Below are 20,944 nucleotides of genomic sequence, written 5' to 3' on the forward strand. Positions count from 1 at the left end.
ATTAATTTGCGATTATTTTAAATCTATTTCTGAGTCTGTTCATTCCAATACCCTGTATTTTAAATAGTCCAGCATTTAAGAAAAGTAGCATCATTACTACTGTGAATTTCTGATTTACTGCAAAAATATTCGATTTAATTGCCCAGAAAAGAAATTTATTAGATTCTTTCTTGTTTTCATAAAAATAGGGCATTAAAAACTGTAAAATAATTTTACTAATAAATTTTCGAAAATCTAATTTATAGTTTTTATTGACTAATAAATCTTTATGAATTTGGCAAAAAACAATAAGTGACTCGTAAATATTTTTAATAAAATTTGGCCTAAGAACCTTTAACTTATCATCTCGGTAATAATTATCGATTTTAAAATCTCTGTGTGTCTTTATCTTTTTAGATTGCGAAAGTACTTTTATATTAAAACTTAAATCCTGAAAACGCTTTAAATTTTCATCAAATTTACAATTTGCAATACTGTTTTTTTTATATGAGCATGCCATTATCGGCCAAGGAATTGTATAGCTCAAGAACATACTTAAATATTCTTCACTGTTCTTTGTTTCCGGATTTTTATTAATAGAAAATGTTTGCTTTACATCATCAATAAGAAAAGCTGTGTCTCTAATTAACAAATCTATTGTTGGATCGCTCATAAATATATCTACCCTTTCCTCTAAACAAAAAGTTTCACAAATATCATCTGAATCCAAAAACATTACATATTCGCCTTTACTATTCTCAAGTCCAAAATTTCTACAGGCATTCGCTCCTTTTAAGCGGTCAGAAGGTCTACTGTAAAATTTAAAGCGATTATCTTTTTTCACAAATTCATCTACCACTTTTTCTGTACCATCTGATGACCCATCGTCGACAATAATACATTCCCAGTTTTGATAGGTTTGTATTAAAATGCTATTTAATGTTTCGGCAATAATATATGCACGATTATAAGCTGGAATTATGATAGAAATTAAAGGACTGTTCATCTTTATACCTGATATATTTTTATTAATTTCTGAGTAAGCTTATTTTTATCATAATTAAGAATTATATTTCTCTTTGCATTAGCCCCATAAAACTCCCATTTATTTTTATTTTTAAACATCCTTTCTAAAGATGTAATAAGAGCTTCTTCGGAAACCTCGGATAAAAAGCCCGTCTTATCATTGATTACCAAATCCCTCACAGATCCCACATTGGTTGCAAGAACAGGAAGTGAATATGCTTGAGCTTCTAAAATAACTGTCGGAATTGCTTCCTGTAAACTACTAAGCAAAAGAAAATCAGAATTTTGCATTCTACTTTTTACAAATTCAGAATTTTGCGACAAATGAAATGTAATCAAAGACTCAATATTCAAATCTTTGCATTTTTGTTTTAATATTTTTTCGAGGTGTCCGCCTCCAATAATATCATAACGAAACTTCACTTCTGGATTTTTTTTACGAAAGCCTGAAATTGCATTTAGAGCCAAATCATATCCTTTTTCTTCAACCAATCTTCCAACTGCTAGTATTTGTACTTCTTCATTTCTTTTTTCTTTATGTTTTTTCTCTGAAGACACTGCAACACCGTTATTTAAATCTTCCATTTTTTTAGGGTTCAGGCCAAAAGACAATAACATTTCTTTATTGTAGTTTGATATTGAAAGTATTGAATCAGCATAACGGAACAAATCACTATAGAACATTTTTCCTCTTTTTATCCCCAGACGAATGTCATATCCATGAAATGTGCAGATTAATTTTACAGGTACATCTATTTTTTTTATAAATACAGCTTTTTTTCCTATGGGCCCAAAATGACAGTGGATAACATTTATTTTTTGAGCTAAAATATAATTGAGAATAAAAAAAGAACTGAAAGAATAACTTTTTCTTTCGATAAGCAAAAGCCTTAATAATTTAATAAAATACCAGAAATTGAAAGTCAAAAAATGATTTAGCAAAATTTTAAAAAAACTTTTTATTTTTTTAAAATTTGACTGAGGTAAAATATCTTTAAAGTCTATCGTCTTGTTTAACAGATCATATTTTTCAAATCCTTCTAATCCTTGTATATCTTCATTTTTGCTGTTGCAAAAAATCTGTACATCGATTCCATTATCAATCAAATCAACAATCTGATTTCTAATAAAAGTTTCCGAAACAGCAGGAAAAGAGCCTAACCAAAACAAGACTTTCATTTATACTGGTCTATTATTTTTTTTCAAAAACGAACATTACATTTTCTCCTACAATCTTTTTTTGATTGTACATTTTATGAAGTCTCAATTTAGAAACTATAAAATCTGTCCATTTTTTTACCCTGTTTAGTTTTTGAGGATCTATTACAATTTTGTTTTTAGGATAAAGAATATTGACGACCTTTTTTAACATAACATACTTAAGGTATTGTCTTTTGCTAATGTCTTCAGAAATTGGGATGACTTTATAATCTATTAATTTCAAGTCAAAAAGATCTACAAGTCTTATCAACGAGCTGATTTTCCATCTCGTAATATGATGAGGCGGAAGATTAAGTATATGATTATGATTACTAGTTAAAGCTGAGTCGTTACAAGGAACTGCGATAATAAGTTTTCCCTTAGGATTTAATTTGCTAATCGAAGCTTTCAGAAATTCTCTGGGATTTTGTACATGTTCTAGAACGTGGAAAGAACAAACTACATCAAATTTCTCCTCAGTGTTTTCAGCATACTTTTCAATATTTTGCTTAATTAATTTTATTCCTTTTTCACTGGCTTTTTTAATTGCTTCATCATTAAATTCTAAACCAACATAATTATTGGTTTTTATTTTTTGGGCAAAAAAACCAGAACCTGATCCAACTTCTAAAACCGATTCATTTTCTTGTATAAATTCTGAAGCAGATTCAAATTCTTTTCTATCCGGACTGTAATAAACTTTTCTCTTACGCTGTAATTCTTCATAAAAAAAGCCATCACCTGCAAATTTTGGTTCAAAAAAATCTAGACTGCAATTTTCACAATGGTAAAATTTTATATCAGCATCATTTTCTAATCCTTTCGAAATGTCAATATCTAGAGAATTTTTATAAATTTTCTTTAGCAATTCGAAGCTAACATTTTCATAGTTGCTGATCTTTTCAGATTCGCATAAAATACAATTCTTCATTTAAAATATTATTTTAATAAATCCATTCTGTTTTGGCATATGTCCATCCCCACCCCTTTTTAGGGCCAATCACATTTTCATCATCCCAAAAAACATTAAATGATACCGCCTCTTCGAGAATGTCCAAATCAAATGCTCCATTGCTCAAATATAATGATAGAGAATAATTTCCTGGATTAAGGGGTAATCGATCAATGTGAACGCCTATTTTATTCTGACCTGTATCAATTGTCAAATTCTGTCCGTACTGATGCATATTGGCAGCCATGACCGTCTGCCCGCTTTCATTTTTAATTAAGTATCCTAAAGAAGCTTGGGTCAGTTCATTATTATTAAAGTATACAGAAAAGTCGAATGGTTTACCTGAAAATATTTGAGTTTTCTCGGGCATTTCAATATCTGTAATTACTTTTCCAGCATTTTTTTTAATTAATAATTCTTCAGAAGTACTAGAAGATAAATAGGTATTTATAACAGTCTCTGTATCAGAAATCATTTGAACATTACCATTGTTTAATAGAATTGTTTTCAAACATAATGCTTTTATGGCAGCTAAATCATGACTGACAAATAAAACCGTTCTTCCTTCACCGCTAGCAATATCTTTCATTTTACCAATAGCCTTTTTTTGAAATTCTGCGTCACCTACAGCAAGCACTTCATCTATTATCAGAATCTCTGGCTCTAAAAATGCTGCAACAGCAAATGCTAATCGTACTGTCATTCCAGAGCTATATCTTTTTACAGGGGTATCTATGTAACGTTCGCATCCTGAGAATGCAATAATTTCATCTAATTTTGAAGCAATTTCCTTTTTAGTCATTCCTAAAATGGTTCCATTTAGAAATATATTTTCTCTTCCTGTCATTTCACCATTAAAACCTGTACCAACTTCTAATAAAGAAGCTATACGTCCTCGAGATTTTATACTACCTGTTGTTGGTGCGGTAACTTTTGAAAGAATTTTTAAAAGCGTAGATTTTCCTGCCCCATTCTTTCCAATAATTCCTAAAACCTCACCTCTTTCCACTTCAAAATTTATATCCTGTAAAGCCCAAACATAATCTGAAGTTCCTTTTGTAGAGCGATCATTAATATCTCCTATTTTGAGATATGGATTTTCTTTTCCTCGAATTTTATGCCACCATCGATTTAAATCATGACTTAAAGTACCTGTTCCAACTTGACCTAAACGATATTGCTTAGAGATATTTTCAGCTTTTAATATGATGTCTTTCATTTATACAGTATCTATAAAGCTTTTTTCTGTTCTATTAAAAATTAGTAACCCAATGAAGAAAACTACAATTGTAATTATCATTGTATATACTAAACCCAAAATTGAAATACTTCCAATATTTAAAAGCATATAGCGAGAAGTTTCTATAACATAAGCCAATGGGTTGTATTCTACAATCCATCCAAATTTTGGAAGTTTTTCTTTTATTAATTCCATGGGATACATTACAGCAGATATATACATTAGTAATTGTACTCCAAAACCAACTAAATTATTTAAATCTCTATATTTAGTAACCATTGAAGAAATCATCATACCCAAACCTAACCCCAAAATTCCCATAAATGAAATTAAGATTGGAAAAAATAATACTGATGCATTTAGGTTTAAATCTGCTCCTTGAAAATAAAAGAAAATGTAAAAGAAAATAAATATCCCAAATTGAATTCCAAATTTTATTAAGTTCGAAATTACTATTGATAAAGGAGTAATAATTCTAGGGAAATATACTTTCCCAAATATTCCTGCATTGGATTTAAAAGTATCTGAGGTTCCATTTAAGCAAGCAGTAAAATAATTCCAAACCATAATTCCGGCAAGATTAAATAAGAATGGTGGAATAGATCCCGTCTTAATTCCTGCTACATTATTGAATATGATGGTAAAGGTTATAGAAGTAAACAAAGGTTGAATTAGATACCAGAGTGGTCCCAAAACAGTTTGTTTATAAACTGTAATTATATCTCGCTTTACGAAAAGCATTAGTAAATCTCGATATTGCCAAATTTCTTTAAAATTAAGCGAGAAAAATTTATTCTTGGGTGTTATTTCAAACAGCCAGTCGTTTGTATTTTTAGAATCCATTTAAAGGGGCTTAAAAATCTTAATTTAAAAAATTTAACAAGATTTTTAACATTTTAAAATTTGTTTAAAATATCAAGAGGCGTTTAAAAAAACACCTCTTGACTATATTTGAATTTATTTTTGTTTGATCTTATTTATCTAAAACTTCAAAAGTTGAATTCATGCTTTTGAATTCTGGAACTATCTTTTTCATTTTTGAAACAATATCATCATTTTCGTAAAAATCAGCAATTCCTATCAATTCATCAACCTCATTATGAAGATTTTCATACTCGTCTTGAATTTCTTGCGCAATCATGATTTTATTGTGATGTGTTGGAAGAGTCTTAGAAGTATCATTTAATAATTCTTCGTAAAGTTTTTCTCCAGGTCTTAAACCAACTATTTTAATTTTAATTTCTTTGTCAGGAATAAAACCAGCCAGCTTAATCATTTTTCGTGCCAAATCAATAATTCTAACTGGTTTACCCATGTCAAAAATATAAATTTCACCACCATTACCCATAGCTCCAGCTTCTAATACAAGTTGACATGCCTCAGGGATTGTCATAAAATAACGAATTATATCCTGATGTGTAATTGTTACTGGTCCTCCTTCTGCTATTTGTTTAGTAAATAAGGGAACAACAGATCCATTTGAGCCTAAAACATTTCCAAAACGAGTAGTAATAAATTTTGTACCCCCTTCAACCTTTTCCCTTTGGTTTTTTAAGAATAGAGACTGCACATATTTTTCTGCAATACGTTTACTAGCCCCCATTACATTACTTGGGTTAACAGCTTTATCGGTAGAAACCATTACAAATTTCTTAACCTGATATTTACAAGCTAAATCGGCAAGGTTTTTAGTTCCTTTAATATTAGTTTGAATTGCTTGAGACGGATTCTCTTCCATCAAAGGCACATGTTTGTAAGCTGCCGCATGAAAAACAACATGAGGATTATAATTTTTAAAAACTTTTTCTAAAGCTTTTTTACTTCTTACATCAGCAATTACTGCAACAATTTTCGTGCTGAAATTCATTCCCTGAGTTTCTAAGCATAAATTGTGTAACGGTGTCTCTGCGTGATCTAAAACAATTACATTTTTTGGATTAAAATTCAGAACCTGTCTGACAATCTCACTCCCAATTGAACCAGCCGCACCTGTTATTAAGATTGTTTTATCTTTTAATTGTTTCGAAATTGATTTACTATCTAAGACTATAGGTTTTCTTTCTAATAAATCTTCAATCTGTATATTTTTTACTTTCTGAGAAATTTCTTTTTGATTTTCCCAATCTGAAATCAATGGAACCGTATATACTCTGTAATTGAACTCTAAACATTGATCAACAATAATAAGTTGTTCATCTTTTGTCAAACTTTTATCTGCAATAATTACCCCTTCTGCTGCAACAGAACGCATTAAAGCAGGAAGTTTCTTTCTTAAAATTAAAATAGGAAGATCTAGCATTCTCTTAGATGCATTCTGATTATTCTTATCAACAAATCCAACAATTTTAAACCTAGAAGGCGTCTCAAATTTTAAAGCATTTGCGACAGAAATTGCATTTGCATCTGTACCATAAATAACTGTCCGTACAAGCTTAGTTGTCGCTTTTTCCGAAAAATACATCTCAAATGTTTGCTTTACAATAACACGATATAAAAATAGGCCGCAAAAAGATAAAACTAAATTGATAAAAAGCGCTGTATTTAAAAATGCTTTATGCCCAGTATATAATTCAAATATTAGATTTATAAATAGAAAGAAAACTAAAACTGACATTTGAGAGAAAAGCAATTTTATTGCATCAATATATGAGGAGTGTCTAATAATTCCTGAATAGGTTCTAAAGAGCCAAAAGAAAAATATATTGACTGTTATTAATCCCGCTACAAAATAAAAATCATGAGAAGTTATAATGTACCCAATTGCAGTTCCATCAAAAAGCAAATAAGTAAAGGAAAATGAAAAAAACAAAACCATTACATCAATAGCAACAATAATCCACCTAGGCAAATAACTCAAATTATTGATATTTGCTCTAAGGTTTCTTGGAGAAAAGGTTCTATATAACAAAGAGGCTATATTATTTGGTTTTTCTGTATTCAATTTAGCATTTTTTAAGTCAGTAAAATTTGAACTTTATACAAAAATACAAATTAAAGGTTTTAAATAATTACTTAATGGTGCAAATTAAATTTTAACACCTTTTTTCTTTTGCTTTAAAAATTCCAAAAGATAAGTTCCATAACCAGATTTAAGTAATGGCTGAGCTAATTCTTCCAGTCGTGCATCGTCAATAAATCCTTGCCTCCATGCAATTTCTTCAATGCACCCAACCTTTAATCCTTGTCTTTCTTCTAGAACTTGTACAAATTGCCCAGCTTGCATTAAACTATTAAAAGTTCCTGTATCCAGCCAAGCTGTTCCTCTACTTAGTATACCCACTTTTAATTTGCCTTTTTCAAGATAAACTTTGTTTATATCCGTAATTTCATATTCACCTCTAGCACTTGGTTTTATGCTTTTTGCAATCTCTACAACAGAATTATCGTAGAAATAAAGTCCTGGAACGGCATAATTAGATTTAGGTTCTAAAGGTTTTTCCTCAATAGAAATAGCATTTTTACTTTCATCAAATTCCACTACTCCATATCTTTCAGGATCCGAAACATGGTAAGCAAAAACAACTCCTCCATCTGGATCCGCATTATCTTTTAACAATTGCTGCATATTAGTACCGAAGAAAATATTATCTCCCAGTACTAAAGCAACTTTATCTTTTCCAATAAATTCCTCTCCGATTACAAAAGCCTGAGCCAATCCATTCGGATTTGGTTGTTCTGCATAACTAAACTTACAACCAACCGTACTCCCATCGCCTAAAAGTTTTTTAAAATGCGGTAGATCGTGAGGGGTAGATATAATTAAAATTTCATTAATTCCTGCCATCATTAATGTTGATAACGGATAATAAATCATAGGTTTATCGTAAACCGGCATTAGCTGTTTACTTACAGCTAATGTCAATGGATGCAATCTTGTGCCAGAACCTCCAGCTAATATAATTCCTTTCATATATTTTGATTTTATATTTTAGATTTTAGATTTCCTTGAAATTCTCTCGTATAAATCTTCAAATCATTTTTAATTTAAGCAAACATCTTTCTTAAACTTTCTTTATAATTTGGAACTTCTAAATTATAAACTGTTTTTATCTTTTTCTTATCTAATAGTGAGTAACTTGGTCTTTTTGCAGGGGTTGGATAAGCTGATGAAGGAATTCCAACAACTTTACAGTTATAATCTCCAAGCTCTTTAATGCCTAAAGCAAATTCATGCCAGCTTATTTCGCCTTCATTCGAATAATTGTAAATTCCGGGGATCCATTTTGAGGATTCGATGATATCAATCATTGCTTTAGCCAAGTCAGCAGCGTAAGTGGGAGAACCTATTTGGTCATTAACCACATTAATTTCCTCTCTTTCCTGCATCAATCGCTGCATTGTTTTTACAAAATTATTTCCAAACTTGCTATAAACCCACGAAGTCCTAATAATAATGGATTCTGGGTTTTCTTTTAAACAATCAATTTCTCCAGCCAATTTACTTTCTCCATAAACATTTATAGGTTTAGTTTCAGCTTTTTCATCCAAAGCAATTGACGAAGTTCCATCAAATACGTAATCAGTTGAAACGTGAATTAATCTAACGTTCTTTTCTCGTGCATATTTTGCGATTAATTCTACTGCTAAATGATTTACTGTAAAAACTAAATCTTTTTCTGATTCAGCTTTATCAACTGCTGTATAAGCTCCACAATTAAATATAACATCAGGACAAATTGCCTCTAATTGGGATTGAAGCATTTCCAAGTTATCTAATGTAATTTGAGTTCTATCTGCAAATACCCAATCATATTGAGGATAAGAAGGCGCTAAAACTGAAAGTTCTGATCCTAATTGTCCTGTTGCACCAGTTACTAAAATTTTTTTCATTAAAATAAACTATTACAATTTTCAATAAAAGGAAGAATTTGATCTTTTTCTGAAACTATTGCTTCATCCAGATTCATTCCCCAATCAATGCTCAAAGACGGATCATCGTATTTAATTCCGCCCTCAGAGGCTTTATTATAAAATTGATCACATTTATACATTACTGAAGCAGTGTCACTAATAACTGAAAATCCATGCGCAAATCCTTGTGGCACTAATAACTGCTTTTTATTCTCTGCTGACAATAGAATACTAAATGCTTTTCCATAAGTAGGAGAATCTTTTCTTAAATCTACTGCAACATCAATAATTTCACCTTCTAAAACACGAACTAGTTTTGTCTGGGCAAAAGGAGGATTTTGATAATGTAAACCTCTTAAAGTCCCTTTCTTTGAAAATGACTGATTATCCTGAACAAATTCAATATTAATCCCTAAATCTTCAAATTTAGTTTTACTATAAGACTCAAAAAAATACCCTCTTTCGTCTCCAAATACTGTTGGTTCAATTATTATCAAATCTTTTATAAACGTTTCTTCGATTTTCATTTTAATTTTTTTATTCACTTAAAGAAATTTATAATAACCTCTTTTATTCTACTTCTATCTTTAGCACTTAAATTTGATCCTGATGGCAAGCATAAGCCTTTTTCAAACAATTCTTCAGCAACTTTATTACCGTAATAGGAATACTTTTCAAAAACTGGCTGTAAATGCATTGGCTTCCATAATGGTCTACTCTCTATATTAGCTTCTTCAAAAGCAAGTCTCAACCTTTCTCTTTCTATCTTTGTTTCAAGTAATATTGTATTTAGCCAAAAATTAGAAAAAAAGTCACCGCTTGGATTATCGAATAGTTGTACGTTTTGAATGTCTTTAAAAATTTCTTCATAGAATAAATGATTATCTCGTCTAAGACGAATATTCAGTTCTAAAACTTTAATTTGTCCAAGACCAATTCCGGCACAGATATTACTCATTCTATAGTTATATCCTATTTCACTATGCTGATAATGTACAGCTGAATCTTTTGATTGGGTTGCATAAAAAATAGCTTTTTCTTTTATGCTTTTTGAATTCGAAATTAATGCTCCTCCACTTGAAGTGGTAATGATTTTATTACCATTAAAAGACAAAATCCCAAAAGTCCCAAAACTACCACATTTTTTTTCTTTATAAGTACTCCCAAGAGCTTCGGCACCATCTTCAATAATTGGTATGCCGTATCTATCAGCAATTGAATGAACCTCATCAATTTTATAAGGCATTCCATATAAATGTACTGCTATAATTGCTTTTGGTTTTTTTCCTTTTCTTATCCTATCTTTTATTGCAATTTCAAGATTTTTCGGACAGATATTCCAAGTATCTACTTCACTATCTACAAATATCGGGTATGCATTTTGGTACAAAATTGGATTTGCAGAAGCTACAAAAGTCATAGTTTGACAGATCACTTCATCTCCACTTTTAACACCTAATAAAATTAATGCTAAATGTATAGCAGACGTTCCCGAATTTGTCGCCGTAACAAAATTTTCATTTTTAAAAAAATTTTGGATTCTATATTCAAATTCATCAACATTTGGGCCACTAGAAGTAATCCAATTTGACTTTAATGCATTCTGAATATACTCTTGCTCAAATCCGCTTTCTTGAGATAATGACAAATAAATTCTCTTATTGTCCATTATTAATATGCCAATAATCTGACGGATAACGAACATCATCTTCATTAACATTACTTAATGATAATGTAGAAAACGATATCAATTTTGAGTTTTCTTCAAGAGACTCAACTGCATTTGCATAACCAGCTGGTATGTGAACAATTTTGCTGTCAGATTCCGAAACTAAAAAAGTCTCAATAGCCAAGTCCTTTGAAGGATTCTCCCAATTGTCAATTTTTATAAAATGAATTTTAAAAGAGCCTGAAAGGCAATAAAAATTCTTTGCGTCTAATTTATGTCCTTGCCACGCACGAATTGGATTTTCTTTAGAATTACTTATAATATAAAATCTTTCAATATCTGTAAAACTAAAATCGTTTACATAAGATATACTTCCTCGATGATCTGAAAATTTTCCTCCTTGAATTATTTTAGGTTCCATGATTCAATCTTAAATTACTTTTTTTAATAAATAAAATTTTGATGAATAAAGGAATAATAAAGGCAAAATTACAATTACGAATATAATTGCATCCTGAACTTTTTGATAAAGAAAAATAACTATTAAAGAAATTCCTGTCTGGGCTAAAGCATAAAGAAGAGATACCAACCTATGTTGTATTTTATATTCATTACTAAGAACCTGATATAAATGCAATCTATGCGCTTCAAAAATATTCTGTTTAAGATAAAGTCTGTGTAGAATTGTACAAACTGCATCAACTCCATAAACTGCCAAAAATAATAACCATATAAGTGATTCTGTTTTTAGAATTAGTCCTAACACCAGATAAATTACCCAAAAAGCTATAGCAATACTTCCGACATCGCCTGCAAAACATTTTGCTTTTTTTCTATAATTAAAAAACAGAAAAACTAAGCTCGCAATCATTGCATATATTATAAAAACACCATCAGTAAAAAGCTGGATTTTTGTATTTACATACAACAGTGACCCCATTACTACTAAAGTATAAAGCCCTGTAATACCATTAATTCCATCCATGAAATTATAGGCATTAATGAGCCCTATTGCTAATACGTAACTTACTAAAACTATCCAAATTGGGACGAAAGTAAATAAGTTTAAATCAAAAAAAATTAACGTGATGGAAAGGAAATGAATTGAAATTCGGATTTTATTTGATAAACTTTGAATATCGTCCCAAAAACTGACTAAACTGACTAAAGTAATTCCTGTAAAAAAAAAGAAATTAGTTTCAATGTTTTGAGCAAAATATAACAATGCTGCAAACCAAAAAATGATTCCACCTCCTCGCAAAGTAATTTCTGTATGCGAACTTCTTTGATTTGGTTTGTCAATTATATTAAAATGATCTGCTACTTTAAAATAGAGCAACATAATAATCATTAAAATAATTCCTAAAATTGTATATTGCATTATCTAATTTATAAAACTTTTTATTGTTCTTTCAAGTCCCTCTTTAGCTGTGTATGGCATTTTATCAATTCCGACAGCATCTTTTATTTTTTGATTTGAAACCCTATAATTTTCAGTTAATTTTTGAATTTTATCAGAGTTTAAAGGTAATTTAATTACATCTCCGATTTTACCTATCCCCTTAATTAAAGCTTTAGGAATTGCTATTGAAAGTGTTTTTTTGTTCAAAACCCTTGAAACAATTTCAATAAGCTCATTTGTAGATAAAACCTCATCATCCGAAAAATTATAAACTCCTGAAGAAATCTGTTTGTTTTGGATAATTTCTTTAATTAAAAAATTAAGATTATCTATTCCTAAAAAAGATCTTTCGTTATGAAAAGCTGCTAAAGGATATGGAATTCTTTTTTTTACAAAATTGTATAAAAGATTCAAATTCCCTTTATTTCCTGGTCCGTGAATCATGCAAGGCCTTATTATAAAAACTCTTTTCCCTTCTGGAATTTGTTTCGATAAAATATATTCTTCTGCTTTTAATTTTGACTGTCCATACGGGGTTTTTGGTTTTGCCAAAACATCTTCATACAAAGTTTCCGAAACTTGATCGGCAACAGCCTTTACACTACTAAAATAAATAAAATCCTTAATTTCACTTTCTATAAAAAAGTCAAATAATTTGTGGGTTAAATAAGTATTAACCTCAAAATATTCTGAAGCATTCCTGACATTTTTAAGATCGTGGGCTTTTCCTGCTAAATGTATAATTACATCACCAGAAAGATTATTTTTCCATTTAGAATTTCTTAATGAAATAAAAGAGGTAGAAAATGGAATGGTTGAAAAATAACTAGAGAGATTCTGCGCTACAAACCCCGATTTACCAGTAATTATGACTCTAAGCATTGTACACCTCTAAATATGATTCAGACATTTTTTTACGCGTAAACAATCCTACTCTTTGAATTGCATTTGAAGAAAAAAGCTCATATAATTCTTTATTAACTATTATTCTCTCAATCGCACATTTTAAACTTTTAGAACATTTTGGTTCTACTGTAATACCCGAAAAATCATTTAATGATACGAAAGGCACTCCTGAATTTAAATTTGTATTTATAACAGGAAGACCATTTGCCATAGCTTCCAATTGTACAACTCCAAATGCTTCTGCTTCATTAATTGATGGGAGAACAAATAAATCCGAAGCTTGATAAATTTGTGACAATTCTTCATCAGAAGCATTAGTAATAAAACGAACCTTATCCTGTAAGCTCACAGAATTTACTTTTTCTTTCAAAATTTCTAGTTCTTCACCATTCCCTACAATGGTGAGTCCTACAGGCAAATTTTGAATAGCTTCAATCAAATATTCAACCCCTTTATACTTTCTCAACTTACCAACAAAAAGTAGTTCGAAATTTCTATTTTCAGGCATTTTTTTACCAGCTGAAATCTTATACTTTGGGTCAAAACTCAAAGGAATGACCTTTATTTTATCTTTATAATCTTTTAAAATATTAGAAGCTTCAAAAAGTTGTGGAGAAGTTACAATAATACAATCTGCCCTATCCAATATTTTTTTAATCATAGGGTTGTAAAATTTCTCGATCCAGCTCCACCGAGAATTTTTTATATTGGCATGCCAAGTAATGATTAATTTTTTATTTTGGCACTTCTTAAGATATCTTAATAAGCTTACTTCCATAGTAGGAAATGGGTAATGATGATGAATGATATCATTTTCTGCTATTAGTTTCTTTAATGCTGGATATCTCAAATTCAGAGGTTGACTTTTAAGAAAAAGAGGTGTTATTTCTTTAAGAACAATGATTTTACCGAATATTTTTTTTACTCGAGTAAAACTTTTCACATGATTATTCGAGTAAACTGTAAAATTAATTTCGTCGGAACAATCAACTACACCTTCAACTAAATTTTTAACTACACTTTCCATACCTCCTTGACATGGATCATAATATTTTACAATTTGGAGAATTTTCATAAATTAAACTAAGTTGTATAAAATGTCTGCTAGTATTTATAGTTCTAGCAATTTACTTATTAAAAGATTATTTTAAAATTCCAATATTTATTTAAAAAAATGCTTTTTAGAATAAAATTAATTATTAATTTCTAATTTAACATATTTTGCACTTATATCTTTTCTCGAGTTCCCTATAAACTTTGAATTTTCAATTTTATATTTTAAGCTTTTATCATTAGAAAAAAAAGACATTTCGTGCCCGCCAAAATTTATAAATTTACAATATGAGAAAATAGTATTGCCGTCAGCAAAGAAAAAATTAGTATTGTTGCCATTAATTGTTGATCTTTCAACTTTCACTAATCCAACTGCACTCTGATATGCTTTTTCTCTTCCGTTAAAATCTAATTCAGAATCACTTACATATATTTTAGCAGTGCTATGATAATTTAAAAATGCTAACGCATCACCATTATCATTGCCATCGTTAAATCCTACTTTTACAATTGCATTCTGTAAATAAATTATTGAAGAGTCATTAAGAACATTTGCGATAGCAAAATTAAAGTCTTCAAATTTTACATTCTTTAATCTAAAAATTGTTTTAGCAGTTTCTTCGATATGGAGACACTTTGCATAGCCCGAAATATTTACGTTACTAATAGAAACGTCATATGGAAAAGTCGAATACTCGAATGTCAACGCCGATCTACTCCTTTTATTATTAGTAATTTTCCCTTCGAAAAAACAATCCTTAATTACTATTTTCGCATTCGAATTAACTTTTGCATGATAAATGGCGTCTCCAAATCCGTCCATATCAACTTTATTTGCGAATTGGGTATAACCTCTACCTCCAACATTTATGAATTTGCAGTTTTTAATATTGCTATTTAAAACATCATGAATTCTCAAACCATAACCATTTATATTTCTAAAAACACAATTTTCCACAATTACTTTTTCAGATACAAATTGTGCCGCAATATATATATCATCATCAAATGAGTGTACATTTTTAGTAACTTCCTGTTGAATTCCGTCTATTACTAATCCTGAAATGAATATTTGTGTCCCTATATTTTCAGTAGGCTCTTCAGGTTTATAGATTGAATTTATTTTCCTTCCTATAGAAATAAAAACATGTTCTTTAAAAGGAGTTAATTTATACGCACTCCTTGTATCAGTGATTTTTGGAGTAATTGTTGCTTTATTTGATATAATTTTAATTTTTTCACCTTTTAGTAACTCCACTCGAATAGTTTTATTCAAATTATAGGTTTGTTGAGTCTTTGGGATATATAATGTTTTTTGATTTTTAATACAATATATAATTGCATTTTCAAAAGCATCTGAGTCATCTGTCATTCCATCACCTCGCGCACCAAAATCAAGTACAGATATTTTATCCTCAAAAAAAACATCCTTTTGAGATGTAAAACTAAATATTAAAATCGATGAGCATAATAAACCAAATAATATAAAAAGTCTAATATTCATGATAACTCATTTTTAACAACACAACTTATAATAATTCTTCTCAAGTATTTAATTTTTTCAAAAAAAATAATTTTTATATAAGTTTTATAGTTTATTAATTTATTTGAATAGAGATTTTTATAACATTGTAAAACCCCTTCATGCATTAGTCGCAAGTTTGATGATAATCCATTCTGTCCAAAAACCTTTTTATCATCAACATTTGCTGCTCCAACATAATCTAATAAATAACCTCTATTATTAGAAATTATACTGAGCCACAAAAAATAATCCTCAGCAAAACTCATTTCTTCATTAAAGCCGCCTACTTCAAAAAATACATCTTTTTTTAAAACAACACAAGGAGTTAGGAAATAGTTTTTATAAAGCATTTTTTTCAAAAAAATTTCACCTACATAACTTATCGGCGCGCCTAAATATTTTGTTGCCACGATTTTGAAACTATCATTTTCTTGAAAAAATTCTTTAACATTTCTAATATGATCAGGTGACCATATATCATCACTATCCAAAAAAGCAATATGACTACTAGTCGCCAATGAAACACCTTTATTTCTAGCTGCTGAAGGCCCGGCATTTTCTTGTTCTACTAAAACTATCATTATACCATGTACAGATTTTAACACTTCGTTAGCAATAGCTACAGATCTATCCACACTGCCATCATCAACAATAATAATTTCGTTAACATTTTCTGTTTGGCTTAAGATAGATTCTAAACATTTAGCAATCGTTTTCTGTGAATTATAAATAGGAACGACAGCAGAAATTGTGACAATATTTTTCATAAAATTGCTTCAAGCTTTAAAGAGATCTTACTTAAATTATTATCAATCTTAAATTGTCTCATATTATTCTTAAATTCTTCATTTTTTTTCTTATAATTTTGATGATTCAATTCACTAATAACATGCTTGATCTCATTCAGATCATCGCATAGAAACCCAAATTCGCCGAAACTCTCAAATAACCACACAAAAAAGTCATTCTTGATAGATATTATTGGCACTTCCAACCTAATTGCTTCAAAAATGGCTCCGCTTGCGCACAGTTTGTAAGAATTATTGTCATAGAAAAAAATTACAAAATCTAGTTTTGATATTTCTAATTCAAACTTTTGCTGTGAAACGAAAGAATCTGAATATAAATTTCTAACAAAGCCATTTTGATATTTTTTTAGTTCAGGAAGTACTTTTCCAATTGTGAGCAAATTAATTTTATTATTAATAACTTCACTTTTAAAATATTCTCCTAAATCATAAATGCAATTAGAATTTTTTGATAACATTTGTGTTCCAATCGCGCCGATGTTTAATCCATTATAATCTTCTTTATTAATCAGATTTTCTTTATTTACACAAAAATTATATGGATGTAATATAGAATATGTTTTATCTAATGTGGAATTACTTAATAAGCCCTTTAAACTTTTTTTAATATTATCTCCAAGTACTATGTATTTATTTTTTTTACTGCTTAAGAAAAATGCTAGTTTAAGAATAATACCTAAGAAAATTTCAGATTTTCTTTTTCCTTTCAATAATTCTAGCTCACCATGCAAAATTATAATGTGTTTGGTGTTTTTTTTAAAAAGTAGAAGAATATTTAAAAAAAGGTGTCCTGTTGGAAACAAACATGTCCATATAAATAACTCATTTTTATGTAATGCTGCGAGTTTAAAAATTTTCAGGATTTGTTTACATTCTCCAATAATTCTGGATCTCCACTTAAATTTTTCTTCATTATAAAATCCTTCAAATGGTAAATATTCCAAATTTTGTATATTCGATAATTCCAAATTAAATCTTACCGCACTAACATGCTTTTTTTCGGCAACAAACATAACCTTACTTGATGGATTACTTTTCGTAATCATTTCAATAAAACAACTATTTACCTGAAAATGAATCTCTCCTATATGAGACACTTCACTTATTATTATTGTATTTTTCATTGAAAAATAGTTTGCTTATTTATTAAAAATTGAATTATAAGGCACATAAAGATTGTAATAGGAATTAACTAAAGCATTAAATCTAGTCCAAGAGAAAAAAATAACTACGGCAAATACCGTTAATAACATCATTTTTCTAGTTTTAAAGAAAGACAGCGAATATCCTATTAAAAAAATTTCAAAGAAAAGAAAAGGAACAGATGCTCTTGCAAATACAGCCAAATCTTTTGCAAAAACAAAATATGTCAAATTCCCTATCATATAAAGGTTAAAATAACCTTGAAAGTACAAAAAGTTGCCTTTGGATCTATTTTTTACGAAAATAAAAAAAGGTATAAATAAGAGTCTCTTTGTGACACCAAGTAAATACATTACAATTGGATTATTAGTTGTATTCAATACTTCACTATCTTCATTAAGATAATTATTTATTTTTGCTCCTATAAAACCATCAATTCCTAAAACTCTTAACACTAAGTCTAAAATTAATGTGCCTATTCCAATTAATCCTAATGCTACACAAAATGCTACTAAGTAATAAAAAGTTTTGTCACTGATTTTAGTCCAATAAATATAATAAGCCAAAAAATATAGTATTGAAGAATAGTGAATTGATGATGCTAATATTACAAATAAAGCAAAATAAAAAGGTTGTCTTCTTATAATAAAAATGGTACTAAATAATGTCAAAGAAATTGCCAAATTTTGACGTACTGCAAATATATCAGCAAAGTAATAGCAAAAATATAATAAAATAAGTGTAAAAAAGAACTCTTTATGAAATTTATAGAAATAGGAAAATTTAAAAGTCAAACATAAAAAGGAAAAAATAGTAAGAAAAACAGTGTAATTTGATGTGTATTGCCTAATTTGACCCGCTAAAACAATATAGCCTGGTTCAAAATTTACAGTATGGGCATCAGAAAAATAATAGAATGTATCAAAATAAGATTCCCAATCTGTACCGCATTCCCATCTTAAACTGGCAAATGCCCAGAAAATTAGGAAAAATACACACGCCCCTGTTACCAAAAATATTTTCCTTTGGTTTTTATCAAAGCGAACGTAATCAGTAAAACTTAGAGTGACTAGTATCAAAAATAAAATTATGTAGATCCCCAATGCTTAATTATTTTAAACTTCAAACAATATTTAGTTAAATCAGTTTACGTAATTTAACTAACCAATGAGAAAAAAAACTGCGATTTTTCTTTCAGTGTTAATCTCTTATCTAATAAAATAGGTAACCTCACAATTAAATAGACAAACCTAAATAAATAATAACTTAAGATAAAAGAATTCTTTTTGAAGTATTTAAACATCCCATCGTTGATCATCATTCTTTTCTTTGCTGAAAAATCTTCTTCAGCAACACTTGCTCCTTCGAGATGTATTATCTTGGGCTCTTTAATTAAATAACGCTTTAATCCTAATTTATGTATCTGTAGTTGCAAATCTGTTTCTTCAAAGTACATAAAAAAAACTGGATCGAATTTTCCGGCTTTTAAAAATAGTTCCTTTGTCAAAAAAAGGTCAGCTCCAGTGATGTAATCTACTTCAACATATCGATTATTATCAAATTTTATAATATCCAATTTATATGGATATTTAAATAATTTAGATAAATAATTATTTATTATCTTAAATATTACCGTCCTTTTTAAAGGGAACTGCTCTGCTGAATGAATAATTTCTCCATTTTCATCAACTAACATACCTCCCAGACATCCTATATTTAAATTATTATTTTTTTTATAAAAATCTAAAAAGTAAAAAACTGCATTATTTTGCAAAATAGTGTCGGAATTCAAAAGAAATAAGTAATCACCCTTAGCAAATTCTGCTCCTAAATTATTAGCTTTTCCAAAGCCTAAATTTACTTCTGACTCAATAAGAACAACTTCAGGAAATTTTTCTTTTATAAGCTCCTGTGAGCCATCTATTGAAGCATTATCGACAATGATGATTTCAAAGTCGACATCTTTTGTATTACTGTAAATTGATCCAATACAATTAGATAACAAATCCTTAGTATTATAATTTACTATTATAATTGAAACATTCATTTACAATTTCTTAATTAGTTTTGCAATGCATTAATGTGATTATATTATGACAAATATTTTTCCAATAAAAATTTTCGTAAGCAAAGTTTTGAATGGATAAGCAATCTTCAGACAACTTTTGTTCGTCACATGCCTTTTCATTTAGAATTTTCGATAACTCAACATGATCACCAATGGGAAAAATACTACCTAATCTTCCATCATCAGTAACATCGTGAGCAGTATTTAAATCAGTAGATACAATTATGCATCCAGACTTAATAGCTTCAAGAAATACTAATGGAAAACCTTCCGAGATTGATGTCAATACAAAGATCTTTGCTTTTTTATATTTATCATCTAAAGCTTTTCGATCAGAAATCGCTCCTGTGAACGAAACTTTATCTTTTAGACTTGGATTATTTTTCATGAAACTATTAATATAAGCTATAAAACTTTCCTCAATTGGACCTATAATTTCAAGTTTCCATTTATCATTTAATTTAGAAAATTCTTTGAAACCTTCAAGAAGCACTTCATTATTTTTTTCAAATGATCCAATACGACCAACTGTTATAATTAAATTCTCCTTATTGGCATATTTGATATCTTTCCTTATTCCATAATCATAAAAGCCGTTAGGGATATATTTAATTTTGTTCCCAAAAATATTATTGTTTAAAGCAAAATCATTAAGTTTCTTACTTTCTAAACTAAGTAAATCAATTTTTTCTAGAAGAAATTTATAAATTTTTCTTTTTATAAAAGTAAATTTCCAATCTTTAATTGAATCATTCACATCCATCTTCAGAAAAACTCTCGCTTTTTTATTTCTAAAATTGAGAATCTTAAACGCATACAACAATAAGACATGTTTTAGTGAAAAATGATAAACCTGTAAAATATCAAATTTTCTAAAGTTAAAAAGTATGAAATTTAACGAATTTAGGAACTCACTCTTAAAAACTTTTTTTATAAAGACTTGTTTTAATCCTTTAACATCTGTTTGTAGGTATGGATACTCACCGTTATTATAACTTGCTACAGTAGAATTATAATTAAATTCTTTATAAAGAACATATGGAATCATACCAATGTCTTTAATTAGATGGATATTTTCGCAAGGAGTAAAAATGGTCAAAAATCTAATATCTCTATCCATT

General features: G+C 28.9%; 20 protein-coding genes. All 20 read right to left on the reverse strand.

Annotated features, from left to right (window positions below):
• Position 1 precedes the first annotated feature (1 nt).
• The 20 genes from QLQ95_RS05000 to QLQ95_RS05095 all read right to left on the reverse strand — a co-directional run bounded on the left by QLQ95_RS05000 (position 2) and on the right by QLQ95_RS05095 (position 20,943).
• On the reverse strand, positions 2 to 985 hold the full coding sequence (locus tag QLQ95_RS05000) for a glycosyltransferase family 2 protein (protein ID WP_482502894.1): 984 nt from the start codon (positions 983 to 985) through the stop codon (positions 2 to 4).
• A 2-nt stretch (positions 986 to 987) separates the two neighbouring features.
• Positions 988 to 2,184: a glycosyltransferase gene (locus QLQ95_RS05005; protein ID WP_482502896.1), complete on the reverse strand. Its 1,197-nt coding sequence runs from the start codon at positions 2,182 to 2,184 to the stop codon at positions 988 to 990.
• Positions 2,185 to 2,197: 13 nt separating this feature from the next.
• On the reverse strand, positions 2,198 to 3,136 hold the full coding sequence (locus tag QLQ95_RS05010) for a class I SAM-dependent methyltransferase (protein ID WP_482502898.1): 939 nt from the start codon (positions 3,134 to 3,136) through the stop codon (positions 2,198 to 2,200).
• A gap of 13 nt (positions 3,137 to 3,149) precedes the next feature.
• Entirely contained in the window at positions 3,150 to 4,376 is a 1,227-nt protein-coding gene (locus QLQ95_RS05015; RefSeq protein ID WP_482502900.1) for an ABC transporter ATP-binding protein, read from the reverse strand.
• Entirely contained in the window at positions 4,377 to 5,240 is an 864-nt protein-coding gene (locus QLQ95_RS05020; RefSeq protein ID WP_482502902.1) for an ABC transporter permease, read from the reverse strand. It abuts the gene before it with no gap.
• A 130-nt stretch (positions 5,241 to 5,370) separates the two neighbouring features.
• Positions 5,371 to 7,338 carry a polysaccharide biosynthesis protein gene (locus QLQ95_RS05025; RefSeq protein WP_095931454.1) on the reverse strand — a complete coding sequence of 656 codons (1,968 nt, stop codon included), beginning with the start codon at positions 7,336 to 7,338 and terminating at the stop codon, positions 5,371 to 5,373.
• A gap of 84 nt (positions 7,339 to 7,422) precedes the next feature.
• Positions 7,423 to 8,307, reverse strand: coding sequence for a glucose-1-phosphate thymidylyltransferase RfbA (gene rfbA / locus QLQ95_RS05030; protein WP_095931455.1), 885 nt, complete (start codon positions 8,305 to 8,307; stop codon positions 7,423 to 7,425).
• A 74-nt stretch (positions 8,308 to 8,381) separates the two neighbouring features.
• Complete coding sequence (rfbD, locus tag QLQ95_RS05035) at positions 8,382 to 9,227, reverse strand: dTDP-4-dehydrorhamnose reductase (RefSeq protein ID WP_095931456.1); 846 nt, start codon at positions 9,225 to 9,227, stop codon at positions 8,382 to 8,384.
• Positions 9,227 to 9,775, reverse strand: coding sequence for a dTDP-4-dehydrorhamnose 3,5-epimerase (gene rfbC, locus QLQ95_RS05040; protein WP_095931457.1), 549 nt, complete (start codon positions 9,773 to 9,775; stop codon positions 9,227 to 9,229). The genes rfbD and rfbC overlap by 1 nt, the downstream gene beginning before the upstream one ends.
• Before the next feature lie 14 nt (positions 9,776 to 9,789).
• Complete coding sequence (locus tag QLQ95_RS05045; RefSeq protein WP_482502905.1) at positions 9,790 to 10,917, reverse strand: DegT/DnrJ/EryC1/StrS family aminotransferase; 1,128 nt, start codon at positions 10,915 to 10,917, stop codon at positions 9,790 to 9,792.
• Entirely contained in the window at positions 10,907 to 11,338 is a 432-nt protein-coding gene (locus QLQ95_RS05050; protein ID WP_095931459.1) for a WxcM-like domain-containing protein, read from the reverse strand. The genes QLQ95_RS05045 and QLQ95_RS05050 overlap by 11 nt, the downstream gene beginning before the upstream one ends.
• Positions 11,339 to 11,347: 9 nt before the next feature.
• Positions 11,348 to 12,298, reverse strand: coding sequence for an MraY family glycosyltransferase (locus QLQ95_RS05055; RefSeq protein WP_095931460.1), 951 nt, complete (start codon positions 12,296 to 12,298; stop codon positions 11,348 to 11,350).
• Positions 12,299 to 12,301: 3 nt separating this feature from the next.
• Complete coding sequence (locus tag QLQ95_RS05060) at positions 12,302 to 13,201, reverse strand: NAD-dependent epimerase/dehydratase family protein (RefSeq protein WP_095931461.1); 900 nt, start codon at positions 13,199 to 13,201, stop codon at positions 12,302 to 12,304.
• Positions 13,194 to 14,300 (reverse strand): glycosyltransferase, encoded by a 1,107-nt coding sequence (locus QLQ95_RS05065; protein ID WP_095931462.1) that lies wholly within the window; start codon positions 14,298 to 14,300, stop codon positions 13,194 to 13,196. Before QLQ95_RS05065 ends, QLQ95_RS05060 begins: the two co-directional genes overlap by 8 nt.
• A gap of 117 nt (positions 14,301 to 14,417) precedes the next feature.
• Entirely contained in the window at positions 14,418 to 15,782 is a 1,365-nt protein-coding gene (locus tag QLQ95_RS05070) for a hypothetical protein (protein ID WP_095931463.1), read from the reverse strand.
• Positions 15,779 to 16,570, reverse strand: coding sequence for a glycosyltransferase family 2 protein (locus QLQ95_RS05075; RefSeq protein ID WP_095931464.1), 792 nt, complete (start codon positions 16,568 to 16,570; stop codon positions 15,779 to 15,781). Before QLQ95_RS05075 ends, QLQ95_RS05070 begins: the two co-directional genes overlap by 4 nt.
• Entirely contained in the window at positions 16,567 to 17,736 is a 1,170-nt protein-coding gene (locus QLQ95_RS05080) for a hypothetical protein (RefSeq protein ID WP_095931465.1), read from the reverse strand. Before QLQ95_RS05080 ends, QLQ95_RS05075 begins: the two co-directional genes overlap by 4 nt.
• A 15-nt stretch (positions 17,737 to 17,751) precedes the next feature.
• On the reverse strand, positions 17,752 to 18,834 hold the full coding sequence (locus QLQ95_RS05085; RefSeq protein WP_172426949.1) for an EpsG family protein: 1,083 nt from the start codon (positions 18,832 to 18,834) through the stop codon (positions 17,752 to 17,754).
• A 77-nt stretch (positions 18,835 to 18,911) separates the two neighbouring features.
• Entirely contained in the window at positions 18,912 to 19,802 is an 891-nt protein-coding gene (locus QLQ95_RS05090) for a glycosyltransferase family 2 protein (protein WP_095931467.1), read from the reverse strand.
• 10 nt (positions 19,803 to 19,812) lie between these two features.
• Positions 19,813 to 20,943 carry a glycosyltransferase family 4 protein gene (locus QLQ95_RS05095; protein ID WP_095931468.1) on the reverse strand — a complete coding sequence of 377 codons (1,131 nt, stop codon included), beginning with the start codon at positions 20,941 to 20,943 and terminating at the stop codon, positions 19,813 to 19,815.
• Between the last annotated feature and the right edge of the window lies 1 nt (position 20,944).

The organism is Flavobacterium sp. B330r, from assembly GCF_056824325.1.

Bases quoted from the DNA above. Each gene is read 5' to 3' on its own strand.
- QLQ95_RS05000 (WP_482502894.1), bottom strand. From the start codon at position 985: ATGAACAGTCCTTTAATTTCTATCATAATTCCAGCTTATAATCGTGCA.
- QLQ95_RS05005 (WP_482502896.1), bottom strand. From the start codon at position 2,184: ATGAAAGTCTTGTTTTGGTTAGGCTCTTTTCCTGCTGTTTCGGAAACT.
- QLQ95_RS05010 (WP_482502898.1), bottom strand. From the start codon at position 3,136: ATGAAGAATTGTATTTTATGCGAATCTGAAAAGATCAGCAACTATGAA.
- QLQ95_RS05015 (WP_482502900.1), bottom strand. From the start codon at position 4,376: ATGAAAGACATCATATTAAAAGCTGAAAATATCTCTAAGCAATATCGT.
- QLQ95_RS05020 (WP_482502902.1), bottom strand. From the start codon at position 5,240: ATGGATTCTAAAAATACAAACGACTGGCTGTTTGAAATAACACCCAAG.
- rfbA (WP_095931455.1), bottom strand. From the start codon at position 8,307: ATGAAAGGAATTATATTAGCTGGAGGTTCTGGCACAAGATTGCATCCA.
- rfbD (WP_095931456.1), bottom strand. From the start codon at position 9,227: ATGAAAAAAATTTTAGTAACTGGTGCAACAGGACAATTAGGATCAGAA.
- rfbC (WP_095931457.1), bottom strand. From the start codon at position 9,775: ATGAAAATCGAAGAAACGTTTATAAAAGATTTGATAATAATTGAACCA.
- QLQ95_RS05045 (WP_482502905.1), bottom strand. From the start codon at position 10,917: ATGGACAATAAGAGAATTTATTTGTCATTATCTCAAGAAAGCGGATTT.
- QLQ95_RS05050 (WP_095931459.1), bottom strand. From the start codon at position 11,338: ATGGAACCTAAAATAATTCAAGGAGGAAAATTTTCAGATCATCGAGGA.
- QLQ95_RS05055 (WP_095931460.1), bottom strand. From the start codon at position 12,298: ATGCAATATACAATTTTAGGAATTATTTTAATGATTATTATGTTGCTC.
- QLQ95_RS05060 (WP_095931461.1), bottom strand. From the start codon at position 13,201: ATGCTTAGAGTCATAATTACTGGTAAATCGGGGTTTGTAGCGCAGAAT.
- QLQ95_RS05065 (WP_095931462.1), bottom strand. From the start codon at position 14,300: ATGAAAATTCTCCAAATTGTAAAATATTATGATCCATGTCAAGGAGGT.
- QLQ95_RS05070 (WP_095931463.1), bottom strand. From the start codon at position 15,782: ATGAATATTAGACTTTTTATATTATTTGGTTTATTATGCTCATCGATT.
- QLQ95_RS05075 (WP_095931464.1), bottom strand. From the start codon at position 16,570: ATGAAAAATATTGTCACAATTTCTGCTGTCGTTCCTATTTATAATTCA.
- QLQ95_RS05080 (WP_095931465.1), bottom strand. From the start codon at position 17,736: ATGAAAAATACAATAATAATAAGTGAAGTGTCTCATATAGGAGAGATT.
- QLQ95_RS05090 (WP_095931467.1), bottom strand. From the start codon at position 19,802: ATGAATGTTTCAATTATAATAGTAAATTATAATACTAAGGATTTGTTA.
- QLQ95_RS05095 (WP_095931468.1), bottom strand. From the start codon at position 20,943: ATGGATAGAGATATTAGATTTTTGACCATTTTTACTCCTTGCGAAAAT.